General features: G+C 71.0%; 14 protein-coding genes and 1 pseudogene. 8 read left to right on the forward strand and 7 right to left on the reverse strand.

All coding sequences use genetic code 11. The features are described from left to right. Positions 1–74 precede the first annotated feature (74 nt). From E0500_RS24145 to E0500_RS24160, 4 genes are all read right to left on the reverse strand, one after another. Positions 75–1,049: an acyl-ACP desaturase gene (locus E0500_RS24145; RefSeq protein WP_131569037.1), complete on the reverse strand. Its 975-nt coding sequence runs from the start codon at positions 1,047–1,049 to the stop codon at positions 75–77. 225 nt (positions 1,050–1,274) lie between these two features. Further along, complete coding sequence (ddaH, locus tag E0500_RS24150; RefSeq protein WP_131569035.1) at positions 1,275–2,051, reverse strand: dimethylargininase; 777 nt, start codon at positions 2,049–2,051, stop codon at positions 1,275–1,277. Between the two features lie 140 nt (positions 2,052–2,191). Then, complete coding sequence (locus E0500_RS24155) at positions 2,192–4,495, reverse strand: excinuclease ABC subunit UvrA (protein ID WP_131569033.1); 2,304 nt, start codon at positions 4,493–4,495, stop codon at positions 2,192–2,194. A 10-nt stretch (positions 4,496–4,505) separates the two neighbouring features. Next, entirely contained in the window at positions 4,506–6,131 is a 1,626-nt protein-coding gene (locus tag E0500_RS24160) for an ABC-F family ATP-binding cassette domain-containing protein (protein WP_131569031.1), read from the reverse strand. 328 nt (positions 6,132–6,459) lie between these two features. On the opposite strand from E0500_RS24160, the gene E0500_RS24165 reads away from it, so the two are divergent. After that, positions 6,460–7,137, forward strand: coding sequence for a GPP34 family phosphoprotein (locus E0500_RS24165; RefSeq protein ID WP_131569029.1), 678 nt, complete (start codon positions 6,460–6,462; stop codon positions 7,135–7,137). An 11-nt stretch (positions 7,138–7,148) separates the two neighbouring features. On the opposite strand, the gene E0500_RS24170 is transcribed toward E0500_RS24165, so the two are convergent. Then, positions 7,149–7,565: an SsgA family sporulation/cell division regulator gene (locus E0500_RS24170; protein WP_131569028.1), complete on the reverse strand. Its 417-nt coding sequence runs from the start codon at positions 7,563–7,565 to the stop codon at positions 7,149–7,151. 400 nt (positions 7,566–7,965) lie between these two features. Here E0500_RS24170 and E0500_RS24175 point away from each other — a divergent pair, with 400 nt between their 5' ends. The 4 genes from E0500_RS24175 to mmpA all read left to right on the forward strand — a co-directional run bounded on the left by E0500_RS24175 (position 7,966) and on the right by mmpA (position 10,633). Then, positions 7,966–9,003, forward strand: coding sequence for a WD40/YVTN/BNR-like repeat-containing protein (locus tag E0500_RS24175; RefSeq protein WP_399120249.1), 1,038 nt, complete (start codon positions 7,966–7,968; stop codon positions 9,001–9,003). Positions 9,004–9,110: 107 nt separating this feature from the next. After that, positions 9,111–9,437: a plasmid stabilization protein gene (locus E0500_RS24180; protein ID WP_131569026.1), complete on the forward strand. Its 327-nt coding sequence runs from the start codon at positions 9,111–9,113 to the stop codon at positions 9,435–9,437. Positions 9,438–9,491: 54 nt separating this feature from the next. Beyond that, on the forward strand, positions 9,492–10,424 hold the full coding sequence (locus tag E0500_RS24185; RefSeq protein WP_181587113.1) for an endonuclease V: 933 nt from the start codon (positions 9,492–9,494) through the stop codon (positions 10,422–10,424). Positions 10,425–10,486: 62 nt separating this feature from the next. Continuing rightward, the gene (gene mmpA / locus E0500_RS24190; protein ID WP_165935151.1) at positions 10,487–10,633 is read left to right on the forward strand and encodes a morphogenic membrane protein MmpA; all 147 of its coding nucleotides are present in this window, start codon (positions 10,487–10,489) and stop codon (positions 10,631–10,633) included. 30 nt (positions 10,634–10,663) lie between these two features. Here mmpA and E0500_RS24195 read toward each other — a convergent pair whose 3' ends face one another. Beyond that, positions 10,664–11,842, reverse strand: coding sequence for a trans-acting enoyl reductase family protein (locus E0500_RS24195; RefSeq protein WP_131568810.1), 1,179 nt, complete (start codon positions 11,840–11,842; stop codon positions 10,664–10,666). A 272-nt stretch (positions 11,843–12,114) separates the two neighbouring features. On the opposite strand from E0500_RS24195, the gene E0500_RS24200 reads away from it, so the two are divergent. The 3 genes from E0500_RS24200 (at position 12,115) to E0500_RS24210 (ending at position 16,842) form a co-directional block, all read left to right on the forward strand. Further along, complete coding sequence (locus E0500_RS24200) at positions 12,115–13,251, forward strand: CaiB/BaiF CoA-transferase family protein (protein WP_131568812.1); 1,137 nt, start codon at positions 12,115–12,117, stop codon at positions 13,249–13,251. A gap of 125 nt (positions 13,252–13,376) precedes the next feature. Then, a complete protein-coding gene (locus E0500_RS24205; protein ID WP_131568814.1) occupies positions 13,377–14,591 on the forward strand; it encodes an acetyl-CoA C-acetyltransferase in 1,215 nt (404 codons plus the stop codon). Between the two features lie 40 nt (positions 14,592–14,631). Beyond that, complete coding sequence (locus E0500_RS24210) at positions 14,632–16,842, forward strand: 3-hydroxyacyl-CoA dehydrogenase NAD-binding domain-containing protein (protein ID WP_131568816.1); 2,211 nt, start codon at positions 14,632–14,634, stop codon at positions 16,840–16,842. 38 nt (positions 16,843–16,880) lie between these two features. Here the strand turns inward: E0500_RS24210 and E0500_RS44105 are convergent. Then, positions 16,881–16,961 (reverse strand): annotated as a pseudogene (locus tag E0500_RS44105) (transcriptional regulator); the annotation flags it as partial. Positions 16,962–17,155: the final 194 nt, after the last annotated feature.

Raw genomic sequence — 17,155 nt, forward strand, 5'->3', positions numbered from 1 at the left:
AGCCGCCTCACGGAACGCGGATGCCCCGCCTCGACCGAGGCGGGGCATCCGCGGGCGTCGTGCGTGAACTGTCGTTAAGCCCCGGCGCGTGCCGCCATCCGGGCCTTGCGCGCCGCGAGCTTCTCGTCGAACTTCAGGGCCTCCGCGTCCAGTCCGCCCATGTAGAGTCCCAGCTCCTCCTGCGCCTTGTGGCCCTCCGGGCCGAGCCCGTCGATCTCCATGACCTTCAGGAAGCGCAGCACCGGCTGGAGCACGTCGTCGTGGTGGATCCGCATGTTGTAGACCTCGCCGATGGCCATCTGGGCGGCGGCGCGCTCGAAGCCGGGCATGCCGTGGCCGGGCATGCGGAAGTTGACGACGACATCGCGGACCGCCTGCATCGTCAGGTCGGGCGCGAGCTCGAACGCCGCTTTCAGCAGGTTCCGGTAGAACACCATGTGCAGGTTCTCGTCCGTGGCGATGCGCGCAAGCATGCGGTCGCAGATCGGGTCGCCGGACTGGTGACCGGTGTTGCGGTGCGAGATGCGGGTGGCGAGCTCCTGGAACGCGACGTACGCGATCGAGTGCAGCATCGAGTGCTTGTTGTCCGACTCGAAGCCCTCGCTCATGTGGGCCATGCGGAACTCTTCGAGCTTGTCCGGGTCGACCGCGCGCGACGCGAGCAGGTAGTCGCGCATCACGATGCCGTGCCGTCCCTCCTCGGCGGTCCAGCGGTGCACCCAGGTGCCCCAGGCGCCGTCACGGCCGAACAGCGAGGCGATCTCGTGGTGGTAGCTGGGCAGGTTGTCCTCGGTGAGCAGGTTCACCACCAGCGCGATACGGCCGATCTCCGTGACCTTGGACTGCCCCTTCTCCCAGGCCTCGCCGTCCTCGAAGAAGCCCGGGAAGTTACGCGCGTCGCTCCACGGCACGTACTCGTGCGGCATCCAGTCCTTGGTGACCTTCAGATGCCGGTTGAGCTCCTTCTCGACCACTTCCTCCAGGGCGTACAGCAGTCGTGCGTCGGTCCAGGTGGACGGGCTGCCAAGGTGGGGGGAAGTGATCGACACGGTAACTCCAGGGGGACGAGAAGATCGTGCGTGGTCACGAGCGAGTGACCGAACCTACGGAATCGTAGGCTACGAGTCCGTAGGTTACGATGCCGTAGGTTAAGTGTGCTGTAAAGACCCCTGTTCAGCGGGTGTTCCCGCAGTGTCCCAGGGTGTTCACCGGGTCTGCTGAGGCCCCAGCAGACCCGCAGGTCCAGGGGCCGGGAGGCGAAGTGCCCGACCTGGTCAGGCGTACAGCTCCCGCAGCCGCACCGAGAGGCATGTCACACAGCCTTCGAGCTTCTCGAACTCGCTGATGTCCACGAGGACGGGCTCGTACCCGAGGTCCTCATACAGGGCGGCGGTCTTGGGCGCGCTCGTCGCCATCAGCAGCTTGTCGCCGCCGAGCAGTACCACATGGGCGCCGGACTCCTCCGGCACGTGCAGGAAGCTCGGGAACAGCGTGAGCGAGTCCATCTTCGGGATGTGTCCGACGACCGTGCCGTCGGGCAGCGCGGTCACCGCGGACTTCAGGTGCAGCACCTTGTTCACGGGCACGGCCACCACCCGTGCCCCGAGCGGCTCGAACGCGGCCCTGAGCTGCTGCACCCCGGCCGCGTTGGTGCGTCCGCCGCGGCCCACGAAAACCGTGTCGCCGATCTTCAGGACGTCACCCCCGTCGAGGGTGCCCGGCGCCCAGATCCAGTTCACCGAGCAGCCGAGCGCGGCCACCGCCTCCTCGACGCCGTCGGTCTCGCCGCGCCGCGACTCGGCTCCGGACCGGGCGATGAGCGCGACGTTGCGGAACATCACGACCGTGTCCTCGACGAACACCGAGTCCGGGCAGTCGTCGACGGGGTCCACCTCGACGGTCTCCCAGCCGTGCGCGCGCAGTGCCTCGGCGTACGCCTCCCACTGTTCGACCGCGAGTTCGACGTCGACCTTCGCGCGGTCGATGTGGGTGACCAGTCCCTCGGCCAGTTTCGGGCTGGGGCGGCGGATGAGGGCCTTCTTGCTGGGCACGGCGGATCTCCGTCTCGGGCGTTCTCGGGCAGGGCGTTCTCGGGGTGGGGCCCATCGGGATGCCGGACCATGATGCAGCCCTTGCCCACCTGGACAAAACCCTTGAGTAACAAGCGGGTGTCCGCCGAGGTGACCCGCACTCAGCCCGCGGCCCGCCGCAGGTGCTCAGCCGTGTACGAGTCCCGTGCGTCCAGCAGCCGTTCCGGCGTCCCTTCGAAGATCACCCGGCCGCCGTCCCTGCCTCCGTCCGGACCCAGATCGACGATCCAGTCGGCGTGCGCCACCACCTCCAGGTTGTGCTCGACGACCACGACCGTGTCGCCCCCGTCGACCAGCCGGTCCAGCAGCGCGAGCAGACCTTCGACATCCGCCATGTGCAGCCCGGTCGTCGGTTCGTCGAGGACGTACACCGCACCCGTGCCGTGCTTGTTCTGCCGCCTCGCGGTACCGGCGCGCCCCTCCGGCTCGGGCAGCCGGGTCGCGAGCTTGATGCGCTGACGCTCGCCTCCGGACAGCGTGGACAGCGGCTGCCCGAGCGTGAGGTACGTCAGCCCCACGTCCCGCAGGGCGCGCAGGCGTCGCCGTGCGACCGGGTCGGTGAGGAAGCCCAACGCCTGATCGGCCGTCATGTCCAGGACGTCGGCGATGGAGCGGCCGTCCACGGTCAGCCGCAGCACCTCCTCCCGGAAGCGCCGTCCCTCGCAGTCGTGGCAGGTCATGGTCACCGGGTCCATGAACGCGAGGTCGGTGTGGATGATCCCGCGCCCCTGGCACGTCCCGCACGCGCCCGACGAGTTGAAGCTGAACAGTCCCGCGTCGGCGCCGGTCTCCCGGGCGAAGACCTTCCGCACGGTGTCCATGACGCCGAGGTACGTCGCCGGAGTCGACCGCCCCGAGATGCCGACCGCCGACTGGTCCACGACCACGGCCCGCGGATGGGCCGCCACGAACGCGCCGGACACCAGAGAGCTCTTCCCGGACCCGGCGACTCCGGTGACCACCGTGAGCACCCCGGCCGGGAACTCCACGGTCACATCCCGCAGGTTGTGCAGATCCGCGCCCTTCACCCACAGCCCGCCGGTCGGACGCCGGGGCTGCGCCTTGACCTTCGTCCGGCGGCGCAGGCACCGTCCGGTCGGTGTGTCCGCGGTGGCCAGCTCCTCCGGAGTCCCCGCGAAGACGACCAGCCCGCCGTCGGCGCCCGCGCCCGGACCCATGTCCACGACGTGGTCGGCGAGCGCGATGACGTCCCGGTCGTGCTCGACGACCAGCACGGTGTTCCCCTTGTCCCGCAGCCGCAGCAGCAGATCGCCGAGACGGCCCACGTCCCGCGGGTGCAGACCGACGCTCGGCTCGTCGAAGATGTACGTCATCCCCGTCAGACTCGACCCCAGGTGCCGTACCGTCTTCAGCCGCTGTCCCTCGCCGCCGGACAGCGTGGACGTCTCGCGGTCGAGACTGAGGTAGCCGAGGCCGATCGCGTCGATCCGCTCCAGCGCGATGACGGCGGCCGAGGCGATCGGACCGGCCAGCGGGTCGTCGATCTCCTTGAGGACGCCGATGAGGTCGGTGACCTGCATACGGGCGCAGTCGGCGATGGACAGGCCGCCCACACGCGTGGCGAGCGCCGCCGCGTTGAGGCGGGCGCCGTGGCACACGGGGCAGGTGTCCTCGACCAGGAAGCGCCGCACGAGGTCGCGGGTCTTCTGGCTCATGCCCGACAGGTCCCGCTTGAGGTACAGCCGCTCGAAACGGTCGGCGAGCCCTTCGTAGCCGGTGCTCCAGGTACCACCCGAGCTGGTGACCTCGACCTTGCTCCCGGGCGCGCCGCGCATCAGGAACTCCCGCTCGGCGTCGGTGAATTCACCCACCGGCTTGTGCGGGTCGAGCTCGGGGGTGTTGGTGTAGGCCTGCCCCTGCCAGGTGCCCGCGGCGAACGGAGGGAAGAGGATCGCGCCGTCCGCCAGGGACCGGGCGGGGTCGAGTACGCGGTCCCAGTCGGGAGCGACTGCCCGCCCGAGCCCGTCGCACCCGGGGCACATGCCCGACGGGTCGTTGAACGAGTACGCGGTCGCCGAGCCGGCGCTGGGCGTGCCGTGCCGGGAGAACAGCACCCGGAGCACCGAGTGGATGTCGGTCATGGTGCCGACCGTGGACCGGGAATGGCCCCCGACCGGCCGCTGGTCGACGACGATCGCGGGGGAGAGGTCCTCGATGGCGTCGGCGTGCGGCCGTTCGTACTTGGGCAGCCGGTTGCGCACGAACCACGTGAACGTCTCGTTCAGCTGACGCTGCGACTCCACCGCGATCGTGTCGAAGACGACGGACGACTTTCCCGATCCCGACAGGCCGGTGAACACGGTCAGCCGGCCTTTCGGGATGTGGAGGGTGACGTCCTTGAGGTTGTTCTCGCGGGCTCCGGTGACGGTGATGAATTCGGGCATGCACCCGAAGCTAGGCGGGATACCCGACAGCTTCTGGCGTGATTTCCGTCAGCTCTCCCTCCTCCATCAGCAGCCAGCGGGTGATCCCGATCGACTCCAGGAACGGCAGGTCGTGACTGGCCACGATCAGCGCGCCCTCGTACGACTCCAGGGCCGTGGTGAGCTGCCGCACGCTCGCCATGTCCAGGTTGTTCGTCGGCTCGTCGAGCATCAGCAGCTGAGGCGCGGGCTCCGCCAGCATCAGCGCGGCCAGCGCCGCCCTGAAGCGTTCGCCGCCGGAGAGCGTCGCCGCCGGCTGGTCGGCCCGTGCCCCCTTGAACAGGAAGCGGGCCAGGCGCGCCCGGATGCGGTTGTTGGTGGCGCCCGGGGCGAACCGGGCCACGTTCTCCGCGACCGTCCGGCCGTCGTCGAGCACGTCGAGCCGCTGCGGCAGGAAGCGCAACGGGACGTGTGCCGTCGTCTCGCCCGCCACCGGCTCCAGCTCGCCCGCGATCGTGCGCAGCAGCGTGGTCTTGCCCGCGCCGTTGCGCCCGATCAGCGCGATCCGCTCGGGCCCGCGCAGATCGAGGCCGCCGCGCACGCGCGCGCCGTACCTCAACTCCAGGTCCAGGAGCGTGAGGACGGTACGGCCCGGGGGCACGGCCGTGTACGGCAGGTCGACGCGGATCTCGTCGTCGTCGCGTACGGCCTCCACCGCCTCGTCGAGCCGCTCCTTGGCGTCGGCGAGCCGTTCCTCGTGCAGGAGGCGGTGCTTGCCGGCGGAGACCTGGGCCGAGCGCTTCTTCAGCTTCATCACGGCCCGGGGCTCGCGCTTGTTCTCGTACATCTTGTTGGCGTAGCGCGTCCGCTTGGCCAACTTCGAGTGTGCCTCGACCAGTTCCCGTTTCTGCTTCTTCAGATCGGCCTCGGCGACCCGCATCATGCGTTCCGCCGCGTCCTGTTCGGTGGCCAGTGCCTCCTCGTAAGCGGAGTAGTTGCCGCCGTACCAGTTGACCTCACCCGAGCGCAGGTCGGCGATCTGGTCGACGAGTTCGAGGAGTTCGCGGTCGTGGCTGACCACGACCATGACCCCGGACCAGGACGCCACGGCGTCGTACAGGCGGCGGCGCGCGTACACGTCCAGGTTGTTGGTCGGCTCGTCCAGCAGGAGCACGTCCGGCCGGCGCAGCAGCAGCGCGGCCAGGCGCAGGAGCACCGACTCGCCGCCCGAGACCTCGCCGATCGTGCGGTCCAGGTCGATGTGGCCGAGCCCGAGTTCGCCGAGGGTGGCGAGCGCGCGCTCCTCCACGTCCCAGTCGTCGCCGACCGCCGCGAAGTGCGTCTCGGCCACGTCGCCCGCCTCGATGGCGTGCAGCGCGGCGCGGACGGCGGCGATGCCGAGCGCCTCGTCGACCCGCAGGCCGGTGTCGAGCGTGACGTTCTGCGGCAGGTAGCCGACCTCGCCGGCCACACGAACGGTGCCGTCGGCCGGGGTGAGATCCCCGGCGATCAGCTTCAACAGGGTTGATTTCCCCGATCCGTTGACGCCGACAAGCCCGCTCCGGCCGGGACCGAAGGCGATCTGCAGGTCGTCGAACACGGGGGTGCCGTCGGGCCAGGCGAAGGAGAGAGAGGTGCAGGTGATGGAAGCGGACATGGTGGCCTCACGGTTGCTGGGAGTGGTCGAGGGCGAACGCGTGAGAGACACCGCGGGGCGGGAGCGGGCGGAGGGAGGCACGGCAGCCGGGGAGGCATGAGAGGCATGAGGTGCATCAGAAAAGCCCCGTGCCGGAGGACGGCTCGTACGCCGAGGTCGCACGCAAACGCACACACGTGACGGTGTGTGACGCGGTGTCTCAGGACCTCAGACGAGCAACGTCCTTCTCCAATCGACGGCAACAGGACCGCGTACGACGGTACGGAGGGGCCCGGAGGCTGTCAACGAATTAACGTGGCCCCCGGCCCACCCCGGAGGAGGACACCCCGTGCCGAACGGCTCGCTGTCGCTGCCCGCCCGGCTCTACCTGCTGGCCTGGGACACCACGAGGACGGAACTCACCGGCGAGTCCCGCCTCCACCACCTGGTCCGCGCCGGTGCCCTCACCGAACTGGCCCAGCGCGGACTGCTCACCGACGAGGACGGCATCGCCACCCCCGTGGACCCGGACGCCCGCACCGGAGACCTGGTCCTCGACGGGCTCCTGGAACTCGTCGAGGAGTCCCGGCCGCGCACCTGGCAGACCTGGGTCACCCTGCGGGCCCGCGTCACCCTCGACGCCGTACGCGCCCAGCTCGCCGCGGACGGCTGTCTGCGCGTGGTGAAGCGGCGGGCGCTGGGTGTCTTCTCGACCGTGGAGTACGAACTGGAGCGCGTGTCCCTGGTGGACGCCCTGCAGGAGGAGGCCCGGCGGATGCTGGAGGGGCCGCTCCCGGTGGCTCAGGTGCCCGAGCGGGACGCGGCCCTCGTCGCGCTCGCCGCCTCGGCCGGACTGCGCACCCTGTCCACCGGCACGGCCCCCGGGTCCGCCGGCAAGGACCCCGACCGCCGCAGGGAGCGGATCGAGGCCCTGACGGAGCGCGGCGGAGCGGCGGCCCCGGCCCTGCGGAAGGTCGTCCAGGAGATGCGCACCGCCCTGCTCACGGCAGCCGGCGCCGTCACCTGAAGCCGTTGAGCTCAGCAGGCGTCCCGCATCAGCTCCGCGAGGTCGTGGTCCAGGTCGATCTGGAGGTGCTCGAGACCGAGGGGCACCAGCTCGGTCGAACGGTCCAGGAAACGCCGCACCTCGGCCGCCCGGAGGTGCACCACGGCCGTGCCCTCGGGGGCGTGGAACTCCATGACCAGCCGCTCGTAGCCGTACGGCCGCACCCGGACGTCGCCGTGGCCGACCGGCTCGTCCATGCCGGACACGAGCAGTTCGCGGGCGAAGGTCCAGCAGACCTCCACGCCCTCCAGGGTGGAGGGGGCAGGGAAGGTCATGCTGACGGCGAACGGGTCGCGCTGGTCGTAGTGGAGCATGGCGGGAATGCTCGGCATCCGCGGCGCGGCGGCGACGAGACGGGCCTCAACGGGCTGCTCGATGACGGTGGACATCGCCTTGCTCCCTTGTGACGGCTGGACGGAATCCGGGTGTGTAGGGCCGGGCACTTGAAGAGACGATGGAATGAGCCAATCCGTGCACATGAAATTCGAGTGACCTCTGTCACCGAGGAAATTCCTAGTGGTGACTGTGGTCTCCGTGGTGTCTCTGTGGAGTTTCTGTGACGTCTCTTGATGATCCATTTCTCATCCCGCGCTCCCGGGATATCGGAGAGGACACGCGAACTCGCCGCGCGGTTCCCGACGGAGGGCATCTGGACGCCACTGGGACGGTGGGCTAGCTTCGCCCGCCATGGGACTCGTGGGGAACATGAGGGCTTCGGGGACGTCGGGGTGCTTGAGCCAGGCGGTGAAATCGGCGTCCTCGCGGGCGAGTCGGCGAGCACTCGTGGGGCTGTGCGCGGCGGGACTCGCCGCCGCTCTGACGGCCCCCGGGCAGGCCCACGCCACGCCGCGGCCCCCGCACTGGGAGGTCAAGGACACGGGTGCGGCCGACGTCCGGTTCCGCGGCCTCGCGGCCGTCAGCCGGGGCGCCGCATGGCTGGCCGGGACCAAGGGCACCGTACTGCGCACCACCGACGGCGGCGCGAGCTGGCGGAACGTCTCGCCGCCCGGAGCGGGGGAGTTGCAGTTCCGCGACATCGAGGCGTTCGACACGCGCCGGGCCGTGGTGCTGGCCATCGGCGAGGGCGAGGCGTCCAGAGTGCTGCACACCGAGGACGGCGGCGTTACCTGGACGGAGTCCTTCCGCAACACCGACCCGAGAGCCTTCTACGACTGCCTCACCTTCTTCGACCGGCAGCACGGGCTGGCCATGAGCGACCCGGTGGACGGCAAGTTCCGCATCCTCTCGACACGCGACGGCGGTCGCACCTGGACGGTACTGCCCAGCGCCGGCATGCCCGCGGCCCTGGAGGGCGAGGCCGGCTTCGCGGCGAGCGGCCAGTGCCTCGTCAGCTCCGGGGCGCGGGACGTGTGGCTGGCCACGGGCGGGGCCGCACGCGCGCGCGTGCTGCACTCCTCCGACCGGGGGCTCACCTGGACGGCCACCGACACCCCGATCCCGGCGGGCGATCCGGCCCGCGGTGTCTTCGCGCTCGCCTTCCAGGGCCGTGGGCACGGCATCGCGGTCGGCGGCGACTACCGCCCCGACCAGACGTCACCCCGAGCGGCGGCCCGCACCGGCGACGGCGGTCGCGGCTGGACCCCCGCCGCCCAGCCGCCGCCCGCCTACCGCTCGGGCGTCACCTGGCTCCCGCGCAGCGGCAGCGCGGCGCTCGCCGTCGGCCCCACGGGTACCGACCTGACCACGAACGGCGGACGCACCTGGCGGACGGTGGACACCGGTTCGTACGACACCGTGGACTGCGCCCCCGACGCGGCCTGCTGGGCCGCGGGCGAACAGGGCCGCGTGGCACGCCTGGAACGCTGACCCGAACCGGGGCACGGTGACCGCCTGCATCCTGATCCATCGGTGTCCTGAAGAAGTCGGTGTTCAGAAAAGGGGTACTCGGTCCGTCCGCGAAGGAAGGAGCGATCATGCCACGCGGTTCGAGCCCCAAGAGAGAACGACAGTACGAGCACATCAAGGAGAGCGCCCAGGACCGGGGCGAGAGCAGGCAGCGCGCCGAGGAGATCGCCGCGCGGACCGTGAACAAAGAGCGGGCACGGGCCGGTGAGTCCAAAACCGCGAGTCGCATCTCCACCCGGGACATGTCCTCCGGCAGGCGCGGCGGCCGGCGTTCGGGCCGGGGCTCGCAGGGGCCCACCTACGACCAGCTGTACGAGGAGGCCAAGCGCCGCAACATACGGGGCCGTTCCGACATGAACAAGACCGAGCTGCGGCAGGCCCTGGGCAAGAAGTGACCGGAAGGCCCCGGCCATACCCGTAGGGCCGGGCGCCGTAGGCTCGGCAGCACCATGACGACGGTACGCATTCCGGCGGGCTGGCCCGCCACCGAAGAGCAGGCCCGGGCCGTGCAGGACGAGTTGCGGAACAGGGTGGTGCTCGACGAGGACGGGCCGGAGCCCGGAACCGGCCATGTGACCGGTGTCGACGTCGCCTACGACGACGAGCGGGACGTGGTCGTGGCGGCGGCCGTGGTGCTGGACGCCGCGACCCTCGACGTGGTCGCGGAGGCAACCGCCGTCGGACAGGTTTCCTTCCCGTACGTGCCCGGCCTGCTCGCCTTCCGGGAGATCCCCACCGTCCTCGCCGCCCTGGACGCGCTGCCCTGCGCTCCGGGGCTCGTCGTGTGCGACGGGTACGGGCTCGCCCACCCACGCCGCTTCGGCCTCGCCAGCCACCTCGGCGTCCTCTCCGGGCACCCCACGATCGGCGTGGCCAAGAATCCGTTCACCTTCACGTACGACGACCCCGGCCCCGCGCGCGGCAGCGCCGCCCCGCTCCTAGGGCCTGTGTCGGAAGTGGCGCCTGCCGGGCGACGCCTGGCACGCCCTCTCGCCGCACCGGGCGAAAGCCCGAGTACGTCCGGTCCATCAACGGGGTCTTCCGCCCGGCACGCCGAGAGCACGCTCCCCCACGCTCGAACCCGAGCTCGCGCGGGGGCACCCCCATCGCCGCCGCCCGGCCCGCCCTTCGGGCGGACGACGCCACTTCCGGCACAGGCCCTGGCGGGCACCGAGGAGGTGGGCCGCGCCCTGCGTACCCGTGACGGCGTCAAGCCGGTGTTCGTCTCGGTCGGCCACCGGGTGAGCCTCGACACCGCGTGCGCGCACACACTCGCGCTCACCCCTGAGTACCGCATCCCGGAGTCCACCAGGCGGGCGGACTCCCTGTGCCGACGGGCCCTGAAGGAGGCCACTGTCCCAGGGGGAGGCCGGGGTGTCTGAGTATCCGATCTGAGTATCTGTACGGATGTCGGGGCGCCGTCATGATCGGCAGGCTGTGACCCATGACGACGCACCACACCTCCAAGCCCGCCGCCAGCCCCACCCAGCCCATCGAGCGCGCCGTGATGGCCGGCCTGGTCCTTGCCGTGATTGCCGCACTCGCCTGGATCGGCGGCATGCTCTACACGGTCACCGGCTGGTCCTCCTGAACCGGCCGGGCGGGGCCGGCCTCCCGGCCGCTACCGGCTGGCCGCCACCCGGAAGGTGATCCCTGCCCGGCGCAGCCGCCCGATCAGCGCGTCGCCCATCGCGACCGCCGGGGTGACTTGTCCGGCCGTGTCCGGCAGATCGTCGAGCGCGAGGCTCAGCGCCGACTCGCCGAGGATCTTCGCCGTCTCGTCGTAGCCCGGGTCACCGCCCGCGACCTCCGTGAACACCCGGCGCCCGCCGCCCTCGCCCACGAACCGCACCGAGAACCAGCTCTTCGCCCGCTTCTCGGCGCTCGGCCCCTCGCCGGGCCTGAGCCGCTCCGACAACCAGCGCCGCGCGGGCGGCAGCTGGGCGGCCGCGACCACCGCGCCGACGGCGGCGGCACCCCCCACGGCATACGGCAGGCTCCGGACGGCCGCGTAGTTGCGGTAGCGGAAGTCGGGCCCGTACCGCCGCAGCGCCCGCGCCGAGCGCTGCACCACCTGTCCGTCGATCGTGGGCAGCGGTACCGCCCACGCTCCGACCTCCGTGGCGAACCGCGGCGCACCCAGCGGCGCGTGCGCCCGCCGTCCGGGTGTGCGCGGCTCGTGCCGCCGCCGGTCCCGCGCCGCAGTCAGCAGCCGGCGCCCGCGCGAGAACTGGTTCAGTGCGGAGGCGAGCGTACCGCCCGAGACCATGGCATCGAAGCGCACGAACCCGTCCACCGTGATCGGCACGCCCTCCGGGAGCTGCGCCACGGTGAAGTACGCCCCCAGGTCGTGCGGTACCGAGTCGAAACCGCAGCCGTGCACGATCCGTGCACCGGTCTCCCGCGCGCGTGCGTCGTGCCGCACGTACATCAGGTCCACGAACTCGGGCTCCCCGGTGAGGTCCACACAGTCCGTGCCGGTGTCGGCGCAGGCTGCCACCAGTTCCTCGCCGTACGTCAGGTAGGGGCCGACCGTCGTGGCCACCACGCGCGCGTGCCCGGCGAGTTCGCGCATCGACTGCGGGTCCCCGGCGTCCGCCCGCAGCACTCCGACCGTGGAGCCGCCGGGCAGGCGCTCACGCAGCCGCTCCAGCTTCCCGGCGTCGCGCCCCGCGAGCGCCCACCGCACGCCCTGCGGCGCATGGGCGGCGAGGTACTCCGCCGTGAGCTCCCCGACGAATCCCGTCGCCCCGAAGAGCACGACGTCGTACGCGCGATCCACCCTGCCCCGCCTGCCCATGGCACCCCTCAGCCCTCGCCCCCGCGCCGTTGTCGGTGGCTGAGGCTAGCGTGAGGTACGAGCAGCCGCAGCCGAAAGATCGGGAGCCGGAGGTGTGATCATGCCCATGTCCAGGAACGCTGGACGAACCCCTGGCTCCGGGTAACCCGACTTCGGACAACTCGACTCCAGGTCATACGACTAAGCGCTTGCTCGCCCAGGGCTTGTGCCCACTGGAACACGTTCTTAGCATCACAGGCGTTACATCAGCAGTGTCACGCTCAGGGGGCCGGATGGCAGACACAGGGACGCTCGGGCAGGGCCCGCTCGTCGGTGTGCGCGTGGTCGAGCTCGCCGGCATCGGGCCCGGCCCCTTCGCCGCCATGCTCCTCGCCGACCTCGGAGCCGACGTGGTCCGCGTGGACCGTCCCGACGGCACCGGACTCGCCATCGACCCCGAGTACGACGTCACCAACCGCAACAAGCGGTCCGTGATCGTCGACCTCAAGAGCGAGGACGGCCCGGACCTCGTCCTCGACCTGGTCGACCGCGCGGACATCCTCATCGAGGGCTACCGCCCCGGCGTCGCCGAGCGCCTCGGCGTCGGCCCCGAGACCTGCCACGCCCGCAACCCGCGGCTCGTCTACGGCCGCATGACCGGCTGGGGCCAGCAAGGGCCGCTCGCCGGGCGGGCGGGGCACGACATCGCGTACATCGCGCCGACCGGCACCCTCGGCATGATCGGCAGCCCGGACGAGCCGCCCGCAGTCCCGGCCAACCTCGTCGGCGACTACGCGGGCGGCTCGCTCTACCTCGTCGTCGGCGTTCTCGCCGCCCTCCACCACGCGCGTGCCACCGGCACCGGACAGGTCGTGGACGCGGCGATCGTCGACGGCACCGCGCACCTGGCCACGATGATCCACGGCATGCTCGCCGCCGGCCGCTGGCAGGACCGGCGCGCGGCCAACCTCCTCGACGGAGGCTGCCCCTACTACGGGACGTACGAGACGGCCGACGGCAAGTACATGGCCGTGGGCGCGCTGGAGCAGCAGTTCTACGAGGAGTTCGTGGACCTGCTGGGCATCGGGGACCAGGCTCCCGCCCGCAAGGACGTGGCGCGCTGGGGCGAACTGCGCGAGACGGTCGCGGCCCGCTTCAAGGCCCGTACGCGCGACGAGTGGACGGCCGTCTTCGAGGGCTCCGACGCCTGCGTGGCCCCGGTCCTGTCGCTGCGTGAGGCGCCACACCACCCGCACCTCGCCGCACGCGGCACCTTCACCGACTTCGGCGGCATCACCCAGCCCGCCCCCGCACCCCGGTTCTCCACGACCCCCACGTCCCTGCGCAGCGGCCCCGCCCAGCCGGGCGCCGACACCGAGGCCGTGGCCCGGGACTGGGACATACCCGGTCTGCTGAAGGACGACGGCTGACACCCGCTCGCACGACGGCTGACACCCATGTGGACGACGGCTGACACCTGTTCCACCGGCCTGTTCCACCGACCTTCACGCCGCCCCGGCTTTCCGACCCCCTTGCCATCCGAAAGGCCTGACTCGTGAGCACCGAAGCGTACGTGTACGAAGCGATCCGCACCCCGCGCGGCCGCGGCAAGGCGAACGGCGCCCTGCACGGCACCAAACCCATCGACCTGGTGACCGGGTTGATCCATGAGGTCCGGCGGCGCTTCCCGGGGCTCGACCCGGCCGCGATCGACGACATCGTGCTCGGTGTCGTAGGACCCGTCGGCGACCAGGGCTCCGACATCGCCCGCATCGCCGCGGTCGCCGCCGGGCTGCCGGACACGGTGGCCGGCGTCCAGGAGAACCGCTTCTGTGCCTCGGGTCTCGAAGCCGTCAACATGGCCGCCGCGAAGGTCCGTTCGGGCTGGGAGGACCTGGTGCTCGCGGGCGGTGTCGAGTCGATGTCGCGGGTGCCGATGGCCTCCGACGGCGGCGCCTGGTTCAACGACCCGATGACCAACATGGCCGTCAACTTCGTACCGCAGGGCATCGGCGCGGACCTCATCGCCACGATCGAGGGCTTCTCACGACGGGACGTCGACGAGTACGCGGCGCTGTCGCAGGAGCGGGCTGCGGCCGCCTGGAAGGACGGCCGGTTCGACAGGTCCGTGGTCCCGGTCGAGGACCGCAGCGGGCTCACGATCCTCGATCACGACGAGCACATGCGGCCCGGCACCACCGCCGACTCGCTCGCCAAGCTGAAGCCGTCCTTCGCGGACATCGGGGACCTCGGCGGCTTCGACGCGGTGGCGCTGCAGAAGTACCACTGGGTCGAGGAGATCGACCACGTCCACCACGCGGGCAACTCGTCCGGCATCGTGGACGGCGCGGCGCTCGTCGCGATCGGCTCCCGGGAGGTCGGCGAGCGCTACGGGCTGACACCGCGCGCGCGGATCGTGTCCGCGGCCGTCTCCGGCTCCGAGCCCACGATCATGCTCACCGGTCCCGCCCCCGCGACCCGCAAGGCCCTCGCGAGGGCCGGACTGACCATCGACGACATCGACCTCGTCGAGATCAACGAGGCCTTCGCGGCCGTGGTGCTCCGCTTCGTGAAGGACATGGGGATCTCACTGGACAAGGTCAACGTCAACGGGGGCGCCATCGCGCTGGGGCATCCGCTGGGAGCGACGGGGGCGATGATCCTGGGCACCCTGACGGACGAACTGGAGCGGCAGGACAAGCGCTACGGCCTGGCCACGCTGTGCGTCGGCGGCGGCATGGGCATCGCCACGATCATCGAGCGCCTGTAACCCACCAGCGGACCGACCCGACTGCAACGGAGAACCTGCCATGACCGAGAGCACCACCATCCGCTGGGAACAGGACGACACCGGTGTCGTCACCCTCGTCCTCGACGACCCCAACCAGTCCGCCAACACCATGAACCAGGCCTTCAGGGCCTCCATCAAAGCGATCGCCGACCGCGCGGAGGCGGAGAAGGACTCCATCCGCGGGATCATCTACACGTCCGCGAAGAAGACGTTCTTCGCGGGCGGCGACCTGAAGGACATGATCCAGGTGGGCCCGGAGAACGCCCAGCAGGCGTTCGACACCGGTATGGAGATCAAGAACTCCCTGCGCCGCATCGAGACGCTCGGCAAGCCGGTCGTCGCGGCCATCAACGGCGCGGCCCTGGGCGGCGGCTACGAGATCGCGCTGGCCAGCCACCACCGCGTCGCCCTCGACGCCCCCGGCTCCAGGATCGGCCTCCCCGAGGTCACCCTCGGCCTCCTCCCGGCGGGCGGCGGCGTCACCCGCACCGTACGGCTGATGGGCATCGCGGACGCCCTCCTCAAAGTGCTTCTCCAGGGCACCCAGTACAGCCCGGGGCGTGCCCTCGCGGGCGGTCTCGTCCACGAAGTGGCCGCCACCCCCGAGGAGATGCTCGCCAGGGCCCGCGCCTTCATCGACGCGAACCCCGAGTCGCAGCAGCCCTGGGACAAGGCCGGCTACAAGATCCCCGGCGGCACCCCGGCCCACCCGAAGTTCGCGGCGAACCTGCCCGCGTTCCCCGCCAACCTCAAGAAGCAGCTGAACGGCGCGCCCTACCCGGCACCGCGCAACATCCTCGCGGCCGCCGTCGAGGGTTCCCAGGTCGACTTCGAGACGGCGCTGACCATCGAGGCCCGCTACTTCACCGAGCTGGTCACCGGGCAGACCGCGAAGAACATGATCCAGGCGTTCTTCTTCGACCTCCAGGCGGTGAACGCAGGCAGAAACCGCCCGCGGGGCATCGAGCCGCGCCAGGTGCGCAGGGTCGCCGTGCTCGGTGCCGGGATGATGGGCGCCGGCATCGCGTACTCGTGCGCCCGCGCGGGCATCGAGGTCGTCCTCAAGGACGTGTCGGTTCAGGCCGCGGAGAAGGGCCGGAGCTATTCCGAGAGGCTCTGCGCCAAGGCGGTCTCCAGGGGCCGTACGACCCAGGAGAAGGCCGACGCAACTCTCGCCCGCATCACGCCCACCGCGGATCCGGCCGACCTCGCGGGCTGTGACGCCGTCATCGAGGCGGTCTTCGAGGACCCGGCCCTCAAGCGCAAGGTGTTCCAGGAGATCGAGCACATCGTCGCACCGGACGCCCTGCTCTGCTCCAACACCTCCACCCTGCCGATCACCGCGCTCGCCGAGGGCGTGGAGCGGCAACACGACTTCATCGGACTGCACTTCTTCTCCCCGGTCGACAAGATGGCCCTCGTCGAGATCATCAGGGGGAAGCGGACCGGCGACGAGGCACTGGCCCGCGCCTTCGACCTCGTCCGGCAGATCAACAAGACCCCGATCGTCGTCAACGACTCGCGCGGCTTCTTCACCTCCCGGGTGATCGGCCACTTCATCAACGAGGGCGTCGCGATGGTCGGGGAGGGCATCGAGCCCGCGTCGATCGAGCAGGCGGCCGGTCAGGCGGGCTATCCGGCGAAAGTCCTCTCACTGATGGACGAGCTGACCCTCACCCTCCCGCGCAAGATCCGCAACGAGACGAAGCGGGCCGTGGAGGAAGCGGGCGGCACCTGGACCGCCCATCCCGCCGAGGCGGTGATCGACCGCATGGTCGACGAGTTCGGGCGCACCGGGCGCGGCGGCGGCGCGGGCTTCTACGACTACGGCCCGGACGGCGGGCGCGGCAAGCTGTGGCCGGGCCTGCGCGAGCATTTCGGGGGTTCCGGGGGTCGTCCCCCGGGCAGGCACAGCACCAAGCCGGGGTACGCGATCCCCTTCGAGGACATGCAGGAGCGCATGCTCTTCTCCGAGGCGCTGGACACCGTCCGGCTCCTGGAAGAGGGCGTGCTGACCTCCGTCGCCGACGCCAACATCGGCTCCGTCCTCGGCATCGGCTTCCCCGGCTGGACCGGTGGCGTCCTCCAGTACATCAACGGCTACGACGGGGGACTGCCCGGATTCGTCGCCCGTGCGCGGGAGCTCGCCGAGCGCTACGGGGAGCGGTTCACGCCGCCTGCGTTGCTGGTGGAGAAGGCGGAGAGGGGGGAGCGGTTCGCCGACAGGTGACGCGTGGGGGCGCGCGGGGCGCGGTCCGGCAGCCCGGCTCAGGACCCCTTGAGCCACTCCTGGAGCTCCTCCTTCAACGACCGCTGGAACGTCGTCAGCAGTGCCTGCACGACCAGGGGTGGAGGACCTGGGGGTACCTCCAGCGCCCTTGAGGCAGCGGGGGAGCGCCCAAGTCGGTTCGGGGCGTGCGGCTGATCAGGCCAACTTCTGCTCAGTCCAGCCGCACGCTGGAGGGCCGGCTCGTGCGGGGTCAGGTCCGGCGGCAACAGGCCCTTGGCCCCAGGCGCGCCCCGAAAGGGGCGCGGGGAACGGC

The organism is Streptomyces sp. KM273126, assembly GCF_004337435.2.
Classification (GTDB): domain Bacteria; phylum Actinomycetota; class Actinomycetes; order Streptomycetales; family Streptomycetaceae; genus Streptomyces; species Streptomyces acidicola.